Annotated in this window: 15 protein-coding genes; 8 read left to right on the top strand and 7 right to left on the bottom strand. The window is 62.6% G+C overall.

All coding sequences use genetic code 11. From position 1 onward, the window contains the following. The first annotated feature begins 107 nt into the window (after positions 1–107). On the top strand, positions 108–1,151 hold the full coding sequence (locus tag GN300_RS22135; RefSeq protein WP_233405683.1) for an NAD(P)/FAD-dependent oxidoreductase: 1,044 nt from the start codon (positions 108–110) through the stop codon (positions 1,149–1,151). Positions 1,152–1,161: 10 nt separating this feature from the next. On the opposite strand, the gene GN300_RS22140 is transcribed toward GN300_RS22135, so the two are convergent. Beyond that, complete coding sequence (locus GN300_RS22140; RefSeq protein ID WP_063316605.1) at positions 1,162–3,696, bottom strand: alpha/beta fold hydrolase; 2,535 nt, start codon at positions 3,694–3,696, stop codon at positions 1,162–1,164. A gap of 178 nt (positions 3,697–3,874) precedes the next feature. Between GN300_RS22140 and GN300_RS22145 the strand changes: the two genes are divergently transcribed. The 3 genes from GN300_RS22145 to bluB all read left to right on the top strand — a co-directional run bounded on the left by GN300_RS22145 (position 3,875) and on the right by bluB (position 6,237). Then, on the top strand, positions 3,875–4,477 hold the full coding sequence (locus GN300_RS22145; RefSeq protein WP_042924492.1) for a lipocalin family protein: 603 nt from the start codon (positions 3,875–3,877) through the stop codon (positions 4,475–4,477). A gap of 81 nt (positions 4,478–4,558) precedes the next feature. After that, positions 4,559–5,611 carry a GTP-binding protein gene (locus GN300_RS22150; RefSeq protein WP_058038591.1) on the top strand — a complete coding sequence of 351 codons (1,053 nt, stop codon included), beginning with the start codon at positions 4,559–4,561 and terminating at the stop codon, positions 5,609–5,611. Further along, positions 5,608–6,237, top strand: a complete 630-nt coding sequence (gene bluB / locus GN300_RS22155) for a 5,6-dimethylbenzimidazole synthase (protein ID WP_007731309.1) — start codon at positions 5,608–5,610, stop codon at positions 6,235–6,237. The genes GN300_RS22150 and bluB overlap by 4 nt, the downstream gene beginning before the upstream one ends. A gap of 14 nt (positions 6,238–6,251) precedes the next feature. Here bluB and GN300_RS22160 read toward each other — a convergent pair whose 3' ends face one another. The 4 genes from GN300_RS22160 to glp all read right to left on the bottom strand — a co-directional run bounded on the left by GN300_RS22160 (position 6,252) and on the right by glp (position 10,543). After that, entirely contained in the window at positions 6,252–7,691 is a 1,440-nt protein-coding gene (locus tag GN300_RS22160; RefSeq protein ID WP_042450056.1) for a DEAD/DEAH box helicase, read from the bottom strand. 228 nt (positions 7,692–7,919) lie between these two features. Further along, complete coding sequence (locus GN300_RS22165; protein ID WP_003944730.1) at positions 7,920–8,333, bottom strand: molybdenum cofactor biosynthesis protein MoaE; 414 nt, start codon at positions 8,331–8,333, stop codon at positions 7,920–7,922. Further along, positions 8,326–9,312, bottom strand: coding sequence for a bifunctional molybdenum cofactor biosynthesis protein MoaC/MoaB (gene moaCB, locus GN300_RS22170; protein WP_054187785.1), 987 nt, complete (start codon positions 9,310–9,312; stop codon positions 8,326–8,328). The genes GN300_RS22165 and moaCB overlap by 8 nt, the downstream gene beginning before the upstream one ends. Positions 9,313–9,340: 28 nt before the next feature. Next, positions 9,341–10,543 (bottom strand): gephyrin-like molybdotransferase Glp, encoded by a 1,203-nt coding sequence (gene glp, locus GN300_RS22175; RefSeq protein WP_003944714.1) that lies wholly within the window; start codon positions 10,541–10,543, stop codon positions 9,341–9,343. 111 nt (positions 10,544–10,654) lie between these two features. Here glp and moaA point away from each other — a divergent pair, with 111 nt between their 5' ends. The 3 genes from moaA (at position 10,655) to GN300_RS22190 (ending at position 13,033) form a co-directional block, all read left to right on the top strand. Continuing rightward, complete coding sequence (moaA, locus tag GN300_RS22180; protein WP_063316604.1) at positions 10,655–11,713, top strand: GTP 3',8-cyclase MoaA; 1,059 nt, start codon at positions 10,655–10,657, stop codon at positions 11,711–11,713. Beyond that, complete coding sequence (locus GN300_RS22185; RefSeq protein WP_063316603.1) at positions 11,706–11,963, top strand: MoaD/ThiS family protein; 258 nt, start codon at positions 11,706–11,708, stop codon at positions 11,961–11,963. Before moaA ends, GN300_RS22185 begins: the two co-directional genes overlap by 8 nt. A 314-nt stretch (positions 11,964–12,277) precedes the next feature. Continuing rightward, positions 12,278–13,033: a hypothetical protein gene (locus GN300_RS22190; protein ID WP_063316602.1), complete on the top strand. Its 756-nt coding sequence runs from the start codon at positions 12,278–12,280 to the stop codon at positions 13,031–13,033. Positions 13,034–13,058: 25 nt separating this feature from the next. Here the strand turns inward: GN300_RS22190 and nadE are convergent, their stop codons facing one another. Continuing rightward, positions 13,059–13,883 (bottom strand): ammonia-dependent NAD(+) synthetase, encoded by an 825-nt coding sequence (gene nadE / locus GN300_RS22195; protein ID WP_003944695.1) that lies wholly within the window; start codon positions 13,881–13,883, stop codon positions 13,059–13,061. 68 nt (positions 13,884–13,951) lie between these two features. Between nadE and GN300_RS22200 the strand changes: the two genes are divergently transcribed. Further along, entirely contained in the window at positions 13,952–14,506 is a 555-nt protein-coding gene (locus GN300_RS22200) for a nucleosidase (RefSeq protein WP_063316743.1), read from the top strand. 19 nt (positions 14,507–14,525) lie between these two features. Here GN300_RS22200 and GN300_RS22205 read toward each other — a convergent pair whose 3' ends face one another. Beyond that, complete coding sequence (locus tag GN300_RS22205) at positions 14,526–15,305, bottom strand: META domain-containing protein (protein ID WP_007736061.1); 780 nt, start codon at positions 15,303–15,305, stop codon at positions 14,526–14,528. Between the last annotated feature and the right edge of the window lie 4 nt (positions 15,306–15,309).

Raw genomic sequence — 15,309 nt, forward strand, 5'->3', positions numbered from 1 at the left:
ACCAATCGGTGCAGAGCATTTGTTGTTTTCGTGCGCAATACTGTCCGCTGTGAGGCCTGATCGGCCCGTGCATCTCGGTACGGAGACCAGCGGCGGAATGGGGAATCGTGCGCGCACACGTGGTGGTGATCGGTGCAGGATATGCGGGCGCCATGGCAGCGAAGCGGCTCCATCAGATGATCGCGGGCGGCTACGACGCGACGGTCTCGTTCGACAGGGCGCTACCGCGTGCGGCACACCAAGTCTTCGGAGAGGTGACGACGATCGAGGCGGGGCTCGGCAGGCTTACCCTCGACGACGGCAGTGTGCTCGACTACGACTATCTGGTCTACGCAGTCGGAAGTGGGCAGTTACCCAGCACTATCGGCGGGGCGGCGGAGCACGGGTTCAGCGTCTCCGAATTCGAGGACGCGGTTCGCCTCGAATCCAGAATGGCGACACTCGACGGGAAGGCTACGGTCTGCGTTGTCGGCGGCGGTCTCACCGGAATCGAGACTGCCGCAGAATTGGCTGAGCAGCGAAGCAGCCGAATCACTTTGGTGACCGGAGGAATCGTGGCCCCGGATCTGTCAGAGCGTGCGCGATCTGCAATTCTCAGAACATTGACCGATCTTGGGGTCGACATCGTCACCGAATCCCGGGTGACGCGGATCGACGGTTCGTCCTGCGAGCTTGCGGGAGGCGCACGGGTGGAGGCAGATTGCACGATTCTCGCGACAGAATTCGGGGTCCCCGATCTGGCGCGCCGAAGTGGCCTTCCCGTCGACGGTCTCGGTCGTCTGAAGGTCGACGACCGACTCGGATGCTCGTCCCACCCCAACATCGTCGGTGCGGGTGATGCGGTCGCAGTCGGTGATCTTTTACTGAGGATGAGTTGTCAGGCCGCGATTCCCTTGGGAGTCCATGCGGCCGAGACGATCCTGCATCGACTCGAAGGTTCCGCGCCGCGCCCGGTGGCTCCGAAGTTCGCAGGCCGGTGCATCAGTCTCGGGAGGCGGCGAGGTGTGTTCCAGCGGACCACTCGTGTCGACGACGCAACGGGCATGTTCGTCGCAGGCAGGGCGGGTGCGTTCGTCAAGGAACGAGTGTGTTCGTCGACGACCGACTGGGCCCTCACTCCGCGCCGCTCTTTCTTCTACAGCTGGACATGAGGAGCGCTGGTCACGCTCGATCACAGACTCGATCGATGATCGCCGCAGTCTTGCGGACGTACGGTTGGCGGACGACGTCTTCGTGGCACGCGTCGACGTCCTCGAAATCCAGTGAGCCCGTGGCAATGAGTGACCAGATCTCGCGTCCACGGTTGTTGGTGGCCCCACGGATCACGGTGACGGGCGCGGCGCATGCTCGTATTCGATGCTTCCGGAGCGCCTGGCCTCCGATGTAGAGGAACACGGTCCACTGGGTGGCCGGCGGGTACTGCAGAATGCCGGCGAACAGCGTGCGGATCCACATGGCCGCGACGGTGCGTCTGGTCGGCTTCCAGCGGGCATTGGTGGATGGTTGTGGTGCAAGGTCGACGATCGACGGATCCAAAGTGATGCCCGCTCGACCAGCCAGTCGTGCGGCAGCCTCGGTGGAGATTCTGGTGTCGAGAACGGTGACGTGTTCGACAGTGTCACCTGACTCGGACAGCTGTGCCGCCATTTCCAGCGCCACGTAGCCGCCGTACGAGTATCCGGCGAGGAGGTATGGCCCGGTGGGCTGAATCTTCTTGATTTCGAAAATGAAACGGCGGGCGCTTGCTTTCACCGACCGGTCGGGTAGTCCGCGAGATTCGAAGCCGTGTGGCTGAAGTGCGTAAACCGGCCGATCGGTGTGCAGCGCTTTCGACAAGGTGGACAGCGTCGTCGATGGGCACCCCGCTCCGTTCATGATGAACAGCGGTCGCCCGGACCCTTCGAGCTTCAGCGGAACCATCGTGTTGTGACAGACGCGATCATCGGGATCGATTCTGCGCCGATTTACCAGCGCTGCAAGGTCTTTGACGGTACTGGCGGCCGCGAACTCCGCCGCCGTGATCCGGATCCGGAACATGTCGTGAATCTTTGCCACCACTTCGGTTGAAGCAAGCGAGTCGCCGCCGAGTTCGAAGAAGTCGTCCTCACGGTCGATGGAGTCGATGCCGAGAATCGACTCCCAGATCGAGGACAACCACAATTCGGCGGGCCCGGCGAGAGTCGGTGAAGTGGACCGCACCTCGACGGAGGGCAGCGCTGTTCGATCGACCTTTCCTCTTTCGTTGCGGGGCAACGCCGGCATCAGAACAAAATGTCGGGGGAGCATCCAGGCCGGCAGATATGTCGCCAGTTCGCGCCGCATCTCGGCGCCCGACCGTGCCATCACGGTGTTGGTCAGGACCACGTAGGCGACAATCTCCGGTCGATCGTTCTCGAGGACGACGGCCACGAAAACATCAGCGACGCCGGGAATTCGACGAATATGCGACTCGACTTCCATCGGTTCCACCAGGTAGCCCCGAATCTTGACGGCGTCGTCGACGCGTCCCCGAAGTTGCAGTTCTCCGCGTTCGTCGATGCGGCCCCGGTCACCGGTCCGGTAGATGCTCACTCCGTCGCCCAGGCGCGTGAATCGTGCCGCCGTGCGATCCGGGTCGCCGTGGTATCCGTCGGCAAGATCACTCGAGACAACCTGAATCTCGCCGATCTCTCCGTCGGGGAGAGGCACGCCGTTCACATCGACGATCTGTACGTCCTTGCCGTCGCGAGCACGTCCGGCCGGTACCACTCCGACGGGTAGTTCGGAATGTGGTGGGAACGCGTTGTACGCGACGACACCGGTCTCGGTGGTGGCCAGCCAGTTGACGTACGTGACGCGAGCGAAGCCGTGACTGCGATGGCGCGCGTAGTCCTCGCCGTGAACTGCTTCCCCGTACGTTACGACGACGCGTAGGGAACCGATCGAATCATCATTTGCTGCATCGCAATCGAGATCCGACCACGCCCGCAGAAAGGACGGCGCACAGTGCGTGGTCGTGATCGAATTCTCGATCAGCCAGTCGTCGATTCCCGAGACGCCGTCGATACGTGGATCCCAGCAGAAGACCGTGACTCCGTTCATGAGCCCCATGATCAGGGCCGTGATTCCGGCTCCGAAACTGACGGGCAACAGGTTCCCGATGTGATCATCGGGTCGCAGGTCGATTGCTGCGGCGAGTTCGTCGGCCTTGTTCAGGCACATGGAGTGGCTCAACACGACTCCCTTGGGCGCCCCGCTGGTGCCTGACGTGAACGCGATCATTGCAGGGTCGGAACTCGATGGTTCCAACGCGCTGTCGAATCTGAAGCCCGTCGCAGCAGACTCGTCGAGTATCGACTGCAGCGGGACTGCACCCGAGGTGCTCATGATGTGCGCTCGGCGGGCCTCGGGGAGTTGTGGGTCGATCATGACCAAGGGCCGACCGGAAATCAGAGTGGCGAGGATGGCGGGCACCGACTCGGCCGTTGGTTCGAGATCGACCGCAACCGGGCGTGCCCCGTGTGACCCACGTAGGCGAAGTTCGCGGACCAATGCGTCGGTCCGGAGTTCGAGTTCGGCGAAAGTGATCCGGTCGCGCGGAGTCACGACGGCAACGGCGTCGTGCTGCATAGAGGTGACTCGGCGCCACCTCGACTCGATCGTCTCGTCGATGACTGCATAGCGAGTGCGTTCTAGACCTAAGTCGACAACCTTCATCACAGTAGCTCCGTCCGACTTTCAGCTATCTTTTAGCAAAGACTACATAAGGTTTGTGAAGTAGGTCCATAACAAACCAAAAGTAGTTTTACATACCGCCCCATCCTCCAGTCCGTCAGCTCCGAATGCCTTGAGGAACCAATGCCGATCGAGCGTTGTACAGACGAGGAGCAGTGACATGAAGTGGTCGGGGCGAAGTGCGATTGCGATTGCGGGAGTGTGCGCCGCAGCGACGATGTTTTCGGGAACCGCGCAGGCGAGCCCACTCTGGGAACCCTTGCAGCCGGTGGCGAACCTGGACGTCGCGCGCTACGTAGGGGAATGGAACCAGGTGGCGGCGATTCCTCAGCCCTTCAACCTCGCGTGCGCGAAGGACACCCGGGCGAGTTACGGGATCGTCGATTCGTCGAACGTGAGCGTGAAGAACACGTGTACGACGTGGACCGGTCAAGCCAACGAGATCGTCGGGAATGCCCGAGTTACCGATCCAGCAACGGGTGCCCAGTTGCATGTGAGCTTCCCCGGGGTGCCCTCACAGGAAAGCTTGGACGGCCCACCCAACTACATCGTCACCTACATTGCCGACGACTATTCATGGGCACTGGTGGGCGATCCGCTCAGGCTTTCCGGGTTCGTGCTCTCACGGTCGGCGGTCATCGACGCGGCAGGCTGGAGTGAGATCCGCCGGGTCGCCGAATCCCGTGGATACAACGCATGCACGATCCTGACGTCACCGACCACCGAGGGCACGTCGGACATCCGTCCGCTCTGCACGGTGTGAGTCTGCTGTCAGCGTGAACCTTCCGGAGCCACACTCCACTACGATCACTGATCGGTACGTGTGGTTTCGGAAGGTTGTGTGGTGGCGAAGAAGCAGATTCCCGTAATAGTCGTCGCAGGCTTTCTCGGTTCGGGCAAGACGACGCTGCTCAACCATCTTCTGCGTAACAACGACGGTGTACGCATCGGCGTGATCGTCAACGACTTCGGATCCGTCAACATCGACTCGATGATGGTCGCCGGTCAGGTCGATTCGATGGTCTCTCTCAGCAACGGCTGTTTGTGCTGCGCTGTCGACGTCTCGGACATGGACGAGATGCTGAACAAGTTGGCGCACCGGCAGTCCGGGATCGACGTGATCGTCATCGAGGCCAGCGGGCTTGCCGAGCCGCGGAACATGATTCGACTCGTCCTCGGAAGTGAGAACCCGTCTGTCGTCTACGGCGGCCTGGTGGTCCTGGTCGACGGAGCCAATTTCTCCACCGTTCGCCGCGAACATCCCGAGCTCGATCAACATGTCCGCCTGGCAGACCTGGTGGTAGTCAACAAGATCGACAGCGTTCCGGTCGCCGAACGCGAGCGATTCACGGCCGAAATTCGTAAGTTGAATCCGCGAGCGCCGATGGTGGAAACCTCGCACTCGCGGATAGACCCCGCTCTGTTGTTCGATACCGGCGAGGTGACCCCTCCGGCTCCGGGCGATCAACTGAGCCTCGACGAGCTCCTGCGCGACGGGCACGACGACGATCACGAGGACGGCTCGTGTCACCACGATCACCTGCACCACCGCTACGAATCGGTTGATTTCGCATCGGAGACGCCTCTCGATGCCAGGGCTCTGACGCACTTTCTCGAGAATCAGCCGTCGGGTGTTTACCGCATCAAGGGCTTCGTGAACTTCGAGATTCCGGGCTACACAGGAAAATTCGAGATCCAATCGGTGGGTGATCATGTCCGGATCACGCCGCTGCGATGGAAGTCGGGCGAACCTCGAACCACGCAACTGGTCGTGATCGGCACCGGGATGGATTCGGGGGCGGTCGGCAGCGCGCTCCGCGCCTGCATGCGCGAAGAAACGGTCGAACCGCACCCCGACGCCATGCTGGGATTGCACCGCTATACCGTCGGGGCGTGAGTGAATCAGCTGTATCCGTGTACGAAGCGATTCGGCGACGGCGAGACGTTCGCGCCGAGTTCTCGGGAGAGATCGTCCCCGACGAAACTCTGATGCGCATTCTCGACGCCGCCCATCGCGCGCCGAGCGTGGGAAACACGCAACCGTGGGATTTTGTCGTCGTTCGTAATCCGGAGACGCTCGACACCTTCGCGGCACACGTCGCCGATGCCCGGGTGAAATTCGCGCAGTCCTTGCCCGAGGATCGCCGCTCGACGTTCGACCCCATCAAGATCGAGGGAATCGCCGAGAGTGGTACCGGCATCGTCGTCACTTACGACCCGTCGCGCGGTGGCCCGAACATCCTCGGCCGTCATACCGTCGACGACACCGGGCTGTTCTCGGCGGTGCTGGCAATTCAGAATTTGTGGCTCGCCGCGGTAGCCGAGGAGATCGGCATCGGCTGGGTTTCGTTCTACGACGAGAAGTACCTCACCGAACTCATGGGCATTCCGTCACCCGTTCGCCCCATTGCGTGGCTGTGCGTCGGGAAGGTGACCGAGTTTCAACAGGTTCCGGATCTCGAACGCTTCGGATGGCGACAGCGCCGGCCATTGGCCGACGCTGTCCATTACGAAACCTATTGAGTTGTACCGGTGGCCTAGCGTGCGGGACGGCCACCGGTGGAGCCTGCGGTGCGAGCGCCGCCGCCGGTGCGGGGACGGCGAGCGCCACCACCGGCATGTTCCTGACGGGCAGCTCCGCCGGTGCGAGCACCGCGTGACTGACCGCCCTGTCCGGAGCGAGCCTGACCCGAACGTGCTGCGCCGCCGCGTCCACCCTGGCCGGCGGGACGCTGTCCGCGTCCACCGTTGGGCTGGGCAGGAGCCTTCGGAGCCGGCGTGACGTGCGGTGCGATGTCGCCGACCAACTTGACGACGTGCTCGGAGTTGGCAGTCGAACGGACCGGGGTCACCTTGATGGCTGCCTTGCGCATGAGGATCGCAAGATCCTTACGCTGCTCGGGCAGAACCACGGTGACCACGTCGCCGGCGCTGCCTGCGCGAGCGGTGCGACCACTGCGGTGCAGGTAAGCCTTGTGCTCGGCCGGCGGATCGACGTGGACGACCAACTCGACGTCGTCGACGTGGACGCCACGCGCTGCGACGTCGGTGGCGACGAGGACGCGCGCTTCACCGGCGGAGAATGCCGCCAGGTTACGGTCGCGAGCAGCCTGCGAGAGGTTGCCGTGAAGGTCAACGGACGGGATGCCCGACTCGGTGAGCTGGCGAGCCAACTTGCGAGCCTGGTGCTTGGTGCGCATGAACAGGATGCGACGACCGGTACCGGAAGCGAGCTTCTCGACCAGAGCCTTCTTGGCTTCGACGCCGTCGACGTCGAACACGTGGTGCGTCATTGCGGCGACGGGGGAGTTGGCCTCGTCGACCGAATGCATGACCTCGTTCTTGAGGAAACGCTTGACGAGCTTGTCGACGCCGTTGTCCAGCGTTGCCGAGAACAGTAGACGCTGCCCGTCCTGCGGGGTGGACGAGAGGATGCGGGTGACGACGGGCAGGAAGCCGAGGTCGGCCATGTGGTCGGCCTCGTCGAGCACGGTGATCTCGACGGCGTCGAGACTGACGAACTTCTGCTTCATGAGGTCTTCGAGGCGACCGGGGCAGGCGACGACGATGTCGACTCCGGCCTTGAGAGCCTGAACCTGGCGGTGCTGCGAGACACCACCGAAGATCGTGGTCACGCGCAAGTCGTATGCGGCGGCCAACGGTTCGAGGGTTGCGGTGATCTGGGTGGCGAGCTCACGCGTCGGTGCGAGCACCAGGCCGAGCGGTCGACCCGGACGACGCTTTCCTCCGGACAGTTCGCCGGCGAGGCGGGAGACCATGGGGATGGAGAACGCGAGGGTCTTGCCGCTTCCGGTCTTTCCGCGGCCCAGTACGTCGCGCCCCGAGAGAGTGTCGGGGAGGGTGTCGATCTGGATCGGGAACGGAGAAGTGATTCCGCCGTCTTCGAGAGCTTTCACCAGCGGTGCGCGCACACCGAGGGCTGCGAAGGTGGTAGCGGGCGTAGAGATGTCAGACAAGTGTGTTCAGAGCCTTTCGGGCACGTGTTCGTGCCCGGATGCCGACACGGGAATTAACCGGTCGAACAATCAAGCACAGTGGTGGCGGCGCTGCCGGTCGGCAGGCTTCTTCGCCGTAAGAAGAGCGGGTGCATTGAGCACTCAGCAAGAAAATTTGCGTTCTACGACGCTGGATGCCCGATTTCAGGCACCTAGTGATCGCAACTCTACCTTCCCGGAGCGTTCGACCTACAACCCGACCCATTCGGAGACGCCGTTCGCGAAGTGTTGCCGCTTCCAGATCGGTACCTCGTGCTTGATGCGCTCCACCAGTTCGGCGCACGCGGCAAACGCCTCCGCTCGATGCGGCGCGGCGACGGCGGCGACCAGTGCGAGATCACCGATCTCGAGGTGACCGACGCGATGGATCGCAGCAACCGGCAGGCCGGTCGAGGCCGCAACCTCTTGGCAGCACGTCTCGAGGAAGCGTTCGGCATCCGGATGCGCTTGGTACTCCAACGCCGAAACCGCTTGACCTCCATCGTGATTGCGCACCGTTCCCGTGAACACCACAACAGCGCCGTTCTTCGGACCGGCAACGGCGGCGTCGACGGTGTCTGCGTGAATCGGTTGCTCGGAGATCCGAGCCAATAGCTCACTCATCGTGCGCTCCTCCGCCTGCGACCTGCGCGAGCAGGTGATCGATGATGGGTCCGAGGACGGCGAGACCGTCCTTCACTCCACCGGGAGAACCCGGAAGATTGACGATGACCGTCGTACCTGTGAGACCTGCCACACCACGGCTCAGCGACGCGTGCGGTGTCTTCTCGAGGCCCTTGGTCCGGATCGCTTCTGCGACGCCGGGCAACTCACGGGTCAAGACTGCCCGGGTAGCTTCCGGGGTGGCATCCGTGGGGGAAGCCCCGGTGCCGCCGGTACTGATGACGAGTGACGGGGAGCCCTCCTTGGCGTCAGCGATGCCCGCCGCGATGTCTGCGTCGGCGTACACAAGCGGTCCACGTACCTCGAAGTCCCGTTCACGTAGCCAGGTCGCGATCGTGGGTCCGGTGGTGTCGGGTCTGGTGCCGTTCGCACCGCCGGTGGAAGCCACGAGGACGGTCGCGGACCGTGCCGAGGTGAAGGTGTGCGCCGGAGCTGTCTGTGCGTTCTGAGTGTCGCGGGTCCAATGTCCGCGCTTACCACCGTCTTTGGTGAGCAGACGAACACCGTTCATGGTAGCTCCGGGGTCCACCGCTTTGACCATGTCGTGCAAGGTCAGGCCGGCTACCGCGACGGCGGTGAGTGCTTCCATCTCGACGCCGGTCTGTCCGCGAGTCTTCGCCGTCGCCTCGACGGTGATCGATGTTTCGGTGAACCCGAATTCCACCTTGACCGACGAGAGCGCGAGTTGATGACACAGCGGGATCAGTTCGGAGGTCTTCTTCGCACCGGCGATTCCGGCGATGCGCGCGGTGGTGAGGACATCAGCCTTGGGCATGCCGTCGGCGCGGACGAGGCGAACTACCTCGGCGGTCGTGACGAGTTCGCCGGCGGCGACGGCGATACGCGTCGTCTCGGCCTTGGCGCTGACGTCGACCATGCGCGCTCGGCCCTCGCTGTCGACGTGTGTCAATTCGGTCATCAGTGTCCTTTGAATCAGATCGAGTGAATCAGATCGAGGAAGTCGAGAGCGGGACGACGTCGACGAGATCGCCCGCGCCGAGCTCGGTCACGGCGGCGGGGATGTCGATCAGGACGTCGGCCCACGCCATGGCTGCAACAAGGTGCGATCCGGGTCCGGCAACGAGTTCGATTCCGTCCGCAGTTCTGCGTGCCCGCAGGAACTGCCGCTTGCCGTCCACCGAACGCAGCGGTGCAGTCAACGGGAGTCGCTCGCGCGGGATCTCGGGCAGGCCCGCGGCCCGGCGCAGTTCGCCCCGTGCGAAGACCTCGAAGGAGACCATCGTGCTCACCGGGTTGCCCGGGAAGCTCAGTACCGGCACTTCGTTCACCACTGCAGTGCCTTGCGGACCGCCCGGCTGCATTGCGACGTGGCCGAAGTGTGCTCCCAGAGGCGTGAGAGTTTCCTTCACCACCTCGAAGTCGCCCATGGACACTCCGCCGGAGGTGAACACCAGATCAGCGACCGAGGTTGCGTACGAGAGCAATTCGCGGAACTCGGCGGGGTCGTCGCTGCTTCGGGCGACGGATACGACATCGGCGCCGTTGGCTTCGGCCAATGTTGCCAAAGCTGGACCGTTGGAATCGTAGATCTCACCGGGTTCGAGAGTTGTTCCGGCACTTTTCAGTTCGGCGCCCGTCGTAATTATCGCGACCCGTGGCTTCGTGTAGGTGTCGAGCGAGGCCAGGCCCACAGCACTCAGCGCGGCGATATGGCGAGGTTCCAAGTGCGTTCCGGCCGTGACCAGTAGCATTCCGGCGGTGATGTCGCTGCCACGTTCGCGTACGAATTCGCCTACCGACCTGCCCCGTTCGATCGTGACGACGTGCTCGGTGACACCCGTTGTGTCCTCGACCGGAACAACGGCGTCGGCACCCTCGGGGAGCGGAGCACCGGTCATGATGCGAAATGCCGATCCTGGAAGGTGTTTCGGTGGTTTTCCGCTTCCAGCGGCGATCACGCCTCGAACCGTCAGTGTGGTCGGAACCGAGGCCACAGAAGCAGCATCGACGGCATACCCGTCCATCTGCGAGTTGCGGAAGAGTGGCAGGTCTACCGGCGATGCGATATCCGAGCAAGTTATGCGCCCCAACGCTTCTGCCGTCGGAACTGCCGTCGGAGAGAGGGTGTGCAGGCCGGTGAGCAATCCGGAGATGTGCGACGCGTGTTCCTCGACCGAACGCGCGCTCATGACAGTAACCTCGACAACCTCGACATGTTTTGATCCTAGGCGGTGTGGTCCGTCCGACACACGGAGTACGGCTTTCGGTCATACTGGAGCAATACGGAAGTTGGTGAAGTGATGACAGTGGTCTCGATGGGAATTCCCACCGTGCGGTTCGACGCTGCCTCCCTCGCCGGTCGTCCCGAGACGGATCTCCTGGTCGACAGGTTCGGGCGTGTTGCCAGAGATCTGCGAGTCTCGATCACCGAGAAGTGTTCACTTCGTTGCACGTATTGCATGCCGGAGGAAGGCTTGCCGGCCATCGCTGCGGAAGATCTTCTGAGTGCCGACGAGATCATTCGAGTAGTCGGAATCGGCGTCGAACGAGTCGGTATTCGCGAGGTGAGATTCACCGGCGGGGAACCGCTGATGCGTAGTGACCTCGAAAAGATCATCGGGGGGTGCGCCGCGCGCGTGCCAGGAATTCCACTTTCCATGACTACCAACGCCGTTGGGCTCGAACATCGTGCCGCAAAGCTGGCTGCAGCTGGTTTGACCCGCGTGAATGTTTCCCTGGATTCGGTTGATCGCGCCCATTTCGCTGAATTGACGCGTCGAGACAGGTTGCCGTCCGTTCTCGCGGGAATTCGAGCGGCAGCTGCGGCCGGGCTCGCGCCACTGAAGATCAATGCGGTGCTGATGCGTGAAACGCTCCACGGCGCGGCGGATCTTTTGCAGTGGTGCCTCGAAGCCGGCGTCGAATTGCGCTTTATCGAGCAAATGCCTCTGGACGCAGACCATGCTTGGGCACGCGAGAACATGGTGACCGCGGCTGAATTGTTGTCCGTTTTGGAAAGCCGTTTCGAATTGGAAGCAATCGGCCGTGAAGATCCGTCGGCTCCTGCCGAAGAATGGCGTGTCGACGGGACCACGATGACGGTAGGGATCATCGCTTCCGTGACCCGCTCGTTCTGCAGTGAATGCGATCGGACGCGAATGACCGCAGAGGGAACAATTCGGTCATGTCTGTTCAGTGACCGTGAAGTTGATCTGCGTGCCGCGCTCAGGGCCGGAGCAAGTGACGACGAACTAGCGGATTTGTGGCGCGGTGCGATGTGGAACAAGTGGGCTGGGCACGGCATCGACGCCGCGGACTTCGTTCCGCCGGAAAGAAGTATGGGAGCGATTGGTGGCTGATCCGCATTCGATCTCGGTTCGTTACTTTGCTGCTGCAGCGGATGTATCCGGTTGCCGTAGCGAGGTAGTCGCCATCTCGCCTGACAACACACTTGCCGAGTTGGTGGCGGTGCTGGTCGGGCGATACGGACCGGAGATGGAGCGAGTGCTGTCGGTCTCGGCTTTCCTCGTCGGTGACGATTTGACCCGCGACGTCTCTCGAGCCTCCGGTAGCGCTGTCGATATTCTTCCGCCTTTCGCTGGAGGCTAGTCCGAGAATTGCCGGCGTAGCTATTTGTGGGCTGCCGACGTATTGTCCTTTTTCGGTTTGCCGGTCCAAATATTTATATCTTGATCACTCCAGCTCAAGTGGCATCTATCTCCGTTTTCTCCATTGTTGGTCAATTGTCCAGCATTGGTCGTTTTGTTTAGTTTCTCCTACTTTTGGGGGAGCGAATGCACTTCGAATTGCCAAGGTGAATTGTCATCTGTTTGGATGACAAAAGAAATACCTTCGCTGTTGGTAATTGTCGACATGTGTTAATTTTGGCGCAATTCCACTCGGGTTATGTGAAAGGTATTTCAATGTCGATTAATTCCACGCGCCGTGTCGGAGTCGTCGTAGCGCTCCTCGGGGCAGCTGCACTCACCGCTCCGGCAATTGCTACTGCGCTTCCGTCCACCGGTTCTCTCGGCTCTTCTGCGCCGGAAGCCTCGTGCTCGACCCTGTCCACCGAAGCGACGCCGAACGGGTGGGGCATCCCGTTCACCGACGAGAAGGATCAGACCGCGTCGTACTCGGCCGACAACGTTCTCGACAAGGACGGTTCACTGAAGCTGGCCGTCGACGGTACCGGCGATCGTTCGGTTTCCTACCATTCGGCCGGCGGTATCAAGTTGTCCGACGCAGTCGACAAGGCGATCGGCTTTGCCGAGCGCGCCGCCACGCCGACTGCGGCATTCCAGCTCCGCCTCACCGGAACGACCGGCGGAAAGTTCGAGAACGGATTCACCACCCTGGTGTGGGTCCCGGGACCCGACGCGACGCCGACGGCTGACGGCGGCGTTCACGCGGATATCCAGAAGGGCGTGTGGTGGAGCACTCAGAACATCGACGGCGCCAAGGACCGCGTGTCAGTGCCTTTGGCTGACATCGTCGCCGCGAACCCGAACGCGGTAGTCGACCACTACGGCGTCAGTGTGGGCACCGGTTCCGCCGCCACGTCGACGCTGGTCGATGCAGTGCAGTTCAACGGATGCACCACCAACTTCGCGAAGAAGGATCCGGCTTCGGGAACGGGTTCGCTGGGCGACGTCTTCGGCAGCCTGTTCGGTAGCTAGTCGCTGGTAAGAGCTCTGGTAGGAGTTACTTCCACCAGTCATCGAGGGGTGTGACCGGCACCGTGCGCTTGTGACGAGTGTTGGTGAACATCTTCTCGAGCTTCTCGGCTACCTCGGAGGAAACGTCCTTTCCTTCGAGGTAGTCGTCTATCTGTGAGTACGTGACGCCGAGGGCAACTTCGTCGGGTAGCGCGGGTCGGTCGTCCTCGAGGTCGGCGGTCGGCACCTTGCGCCACGTGCTCTCGGGTGCGCCCAATTCCTGCAGCAATGCAGCGCCCTGGCGTTTGCTCAAGCCGGTGAGCGGCGTGATGTCGACACCGCCGTCACCGAATTTCGTGAAGAAGCCGGTAATCGCTTCTGCGGCGTGGTCGGTACCGATCACGAGGTAGCCGAGCTGACCGGCAATCGCATACTGGATGACCATTCGTTCGCGCGCCTTGATGTTGCCGCGGACGAAGTCGCGTAGTTCGCCGTTCCCCAACGCCTCGGAGGCCTCACGGGCCGTCGCGTCGGCGCCAGGCTTGACGTTGACCGTGAGAGAGCGGTCCGGCTTGATGAAGCCGAGCGCGATCTGAGCGTCGGATTCGTCAGCCTGAGCGCCATAGGGGAGTCGAACGGCGACGAACTCGGCCTCGTGGCCTTCTTCACGAAGTTCCGTGACCGCGCGTTGGGCGAGGGCTCCGGCGAGCGTGCTGTCCTGACCGCCGCTGATTCCCAGAACGAACCCTTTGGCGGGGGTCGAGCGCACGTAGTCCTTCAGGAACTGGACTCGCGCGCGAACCTCCGCTGCGGCGTCGATTGTCGGCTTTGTGCCGAGTTCTTCGATGATGCTTTCACGCAGTGTGGCCATGAATGGACTCTAGCGATGTGAGCAGGCGCGTGCAGTGCCACCGTATCCGGGGCGGTACGGTCGCGCACATGAGTGCGAACAACGTTCTGGTGGTCAGTGCGACGAAGTCGGAAGCGGCATACGTGCCGCAAGGATACGAACTGCTGATCACGGGGATTGGAAAGGTCAGTGCTGCAACAGCAGTCGCCTCTGCTCTCGCGCGGTACGAGCGGGATGATCTGCCGCTGGTCGTCAACATCGGGACAGCCGGTGCGCTGCACGCGCACCACGGCGGCCTCTATGTTCCCGGCGTCGTCATCAATCACGACATCAGCAGCACCGCGATCCGAGCGCTGGGGCACGACGTCGCGGACCGTTTGGTGCTCGCCGGCGGTGACGACTCGGTGTTGGCGACCGGCGACGCATTCATCGCCGACGCTGCAACCCGGGACGCCCTTGCGCAGCGAGCCGATCTGGTCGACATGGAGGGATTTGCCATCGCATTCGCCGCGCAGGCTGCGGGTGCTACCTGCCGACTCGTCAAACACGTCAGCGATCACGCGGACGACTCGGCCTTGGACTGGCCCGCGATGACCGATGCCAGCGCCCGCGAGTTGGGGCGCTGGCTGCTCGACAACGTCTGATCGAGCCTGCAGCGTCTGGTCAAGCCTGCGCAGTCAGTATCAATCCGGTGTCGTCGGGCTTGCGCAGGGTCAGCGTGTCGGCGTCGACGGTGTAGCTCACTTCGCCGTCGAGCACCGCCAGGATCTGGCGCTCGATGTCCATGTTCTCCTCGGGGCAAGCCATACGCGTGGTTGCCATCGGCGTGAACGTGACTGTGGTGTCGGACGTCTGGGCGCTTCCGGTCATGCGATTGCATCCGGTGCTCCCGCTGACCGAACCGTCTGCGGCAATCGTCAGTTCGGGAGCTGACGTCTCCAGAGCCAGGCTCGTACTGATCGCATCGGGACTGATGAGGGACGTGACAGTCCACGTCGTGCCCTGCAGCGGTCGATCCGGCGTGACGATTTTCTTGTCCTGCAGGGTGACTGTGGCGTCCTTCGATGTCAGGACGAGGGTGTCGCCGTCGAGGCTCCACGCCGGCGCGGCGGTCAGCAATGTTGTTGTCCAGGAGTCGGACTCGGCGATGCCGGGAGGGCAGCCCATCATGGTCGACGCCATGGTGCCGGTGGTCAGCGTGCCGTCGTTGAACTCGACCGAACCGTTTGCCGTGTTGCATCCGGCGCTCGCGGACACTCGACCGGCCTGGCTGAAGTCGAGAGTCAGCGGGCCGCCGCCGGGAATTTGTGTTCCATCCACGGAGGTCGAGATGAACACACGACCGGAGGGATCCGTCTTGTCTTCGGGGGAGTCGGACGAAGCGGAGCAACCACTTACCGCGGCGATGGTCAGGAGGCCGATGACGGCTGCAGCGATGCGCATGGGC

Source organism: Rhodococcus sp. Ni2, assembly GCF_021352185.1.
Classification (GTDB): domain Bacteria; phylum Actinomycetota; class Actinomycetes; order Mycobacteriales; family Mycobacteriaceae; genus Rhodococcus_F; species Rhodococcus_F qingshengii.

Excerpts from the sequence above, each read along its gene's own strand:
- GN300_RS22140 (WP_063316605.1), bottom strand. The coding sequence starts at position 3,696 with ATGAAGGTTGTCGACTTAGGTCTAGAACGCACTCGCTATGCAGTCATC.
- GN300_RS22145 (WP_042924492.1), top strand. The coding sequence starts at position 3,875 with ATGAAGTGGTCGGGGCGAAGTGCGATTGCGATTGCGGGAGTGTGCGCC.
- GN300_RS22165 (WP_003944730.1), bottom strand. The coding sequence starts at position 8,333 with ATGAGTGAGCTATTGGCTCGGATCTCCGAGCAACCGATTCACGCAGAC.
- moaCB (WP_054187785.1), bottom strand. The coding sequence starts at position 9,312 with ATGACCGAATTGACACACGTCGACAGCGAGGGCCGAGCGCGCATGGTC.
- glp (WP_003944714.1), bottom strand. The coding sequence starts at position 10,543 with ATGAGCGCGCGTTCGGTCGAGGAACACGCGTCGCACATCTCCGGATTG.
- moaA (WP_063316604.1), top strand. The coding sequence starts at position 10,655 with ATGACAGTGGTCTCGATGGGAATTCCCACCGTGCGGTTCGACGCTGCC.
- GN300_RS22190 (WP_063316602.1), top strand. The coding sequence starts at position 12,278 with ATGTCGATTAATTCCACGCGCCGTGTCGGAGTCGTCGTAGCGCTCCTC.
- nadE (WP_003944695.1), bottom strand. The coding sequence starts at position 13,883 with ATGGCCACACTGCGTGAAAGCATCATCGAAGAACTCGGCACAAAGCCG.
- GN300_RS22200 (WP_063316743.1), top strand. The coding sequence starts at position 13,952 with ATGAGTGCGAACAACGTTCTGGTGGTCAGTGCGACGAAGTCGGAAGCG.
- GN300_RS22205 (WP_007736061.1), bottom strand. The coding sequence starts at position 15,305 with ATGCGCATCGCTGCAGCCGTCATCGGCCTCCTGACCATCGCCGCGGTA.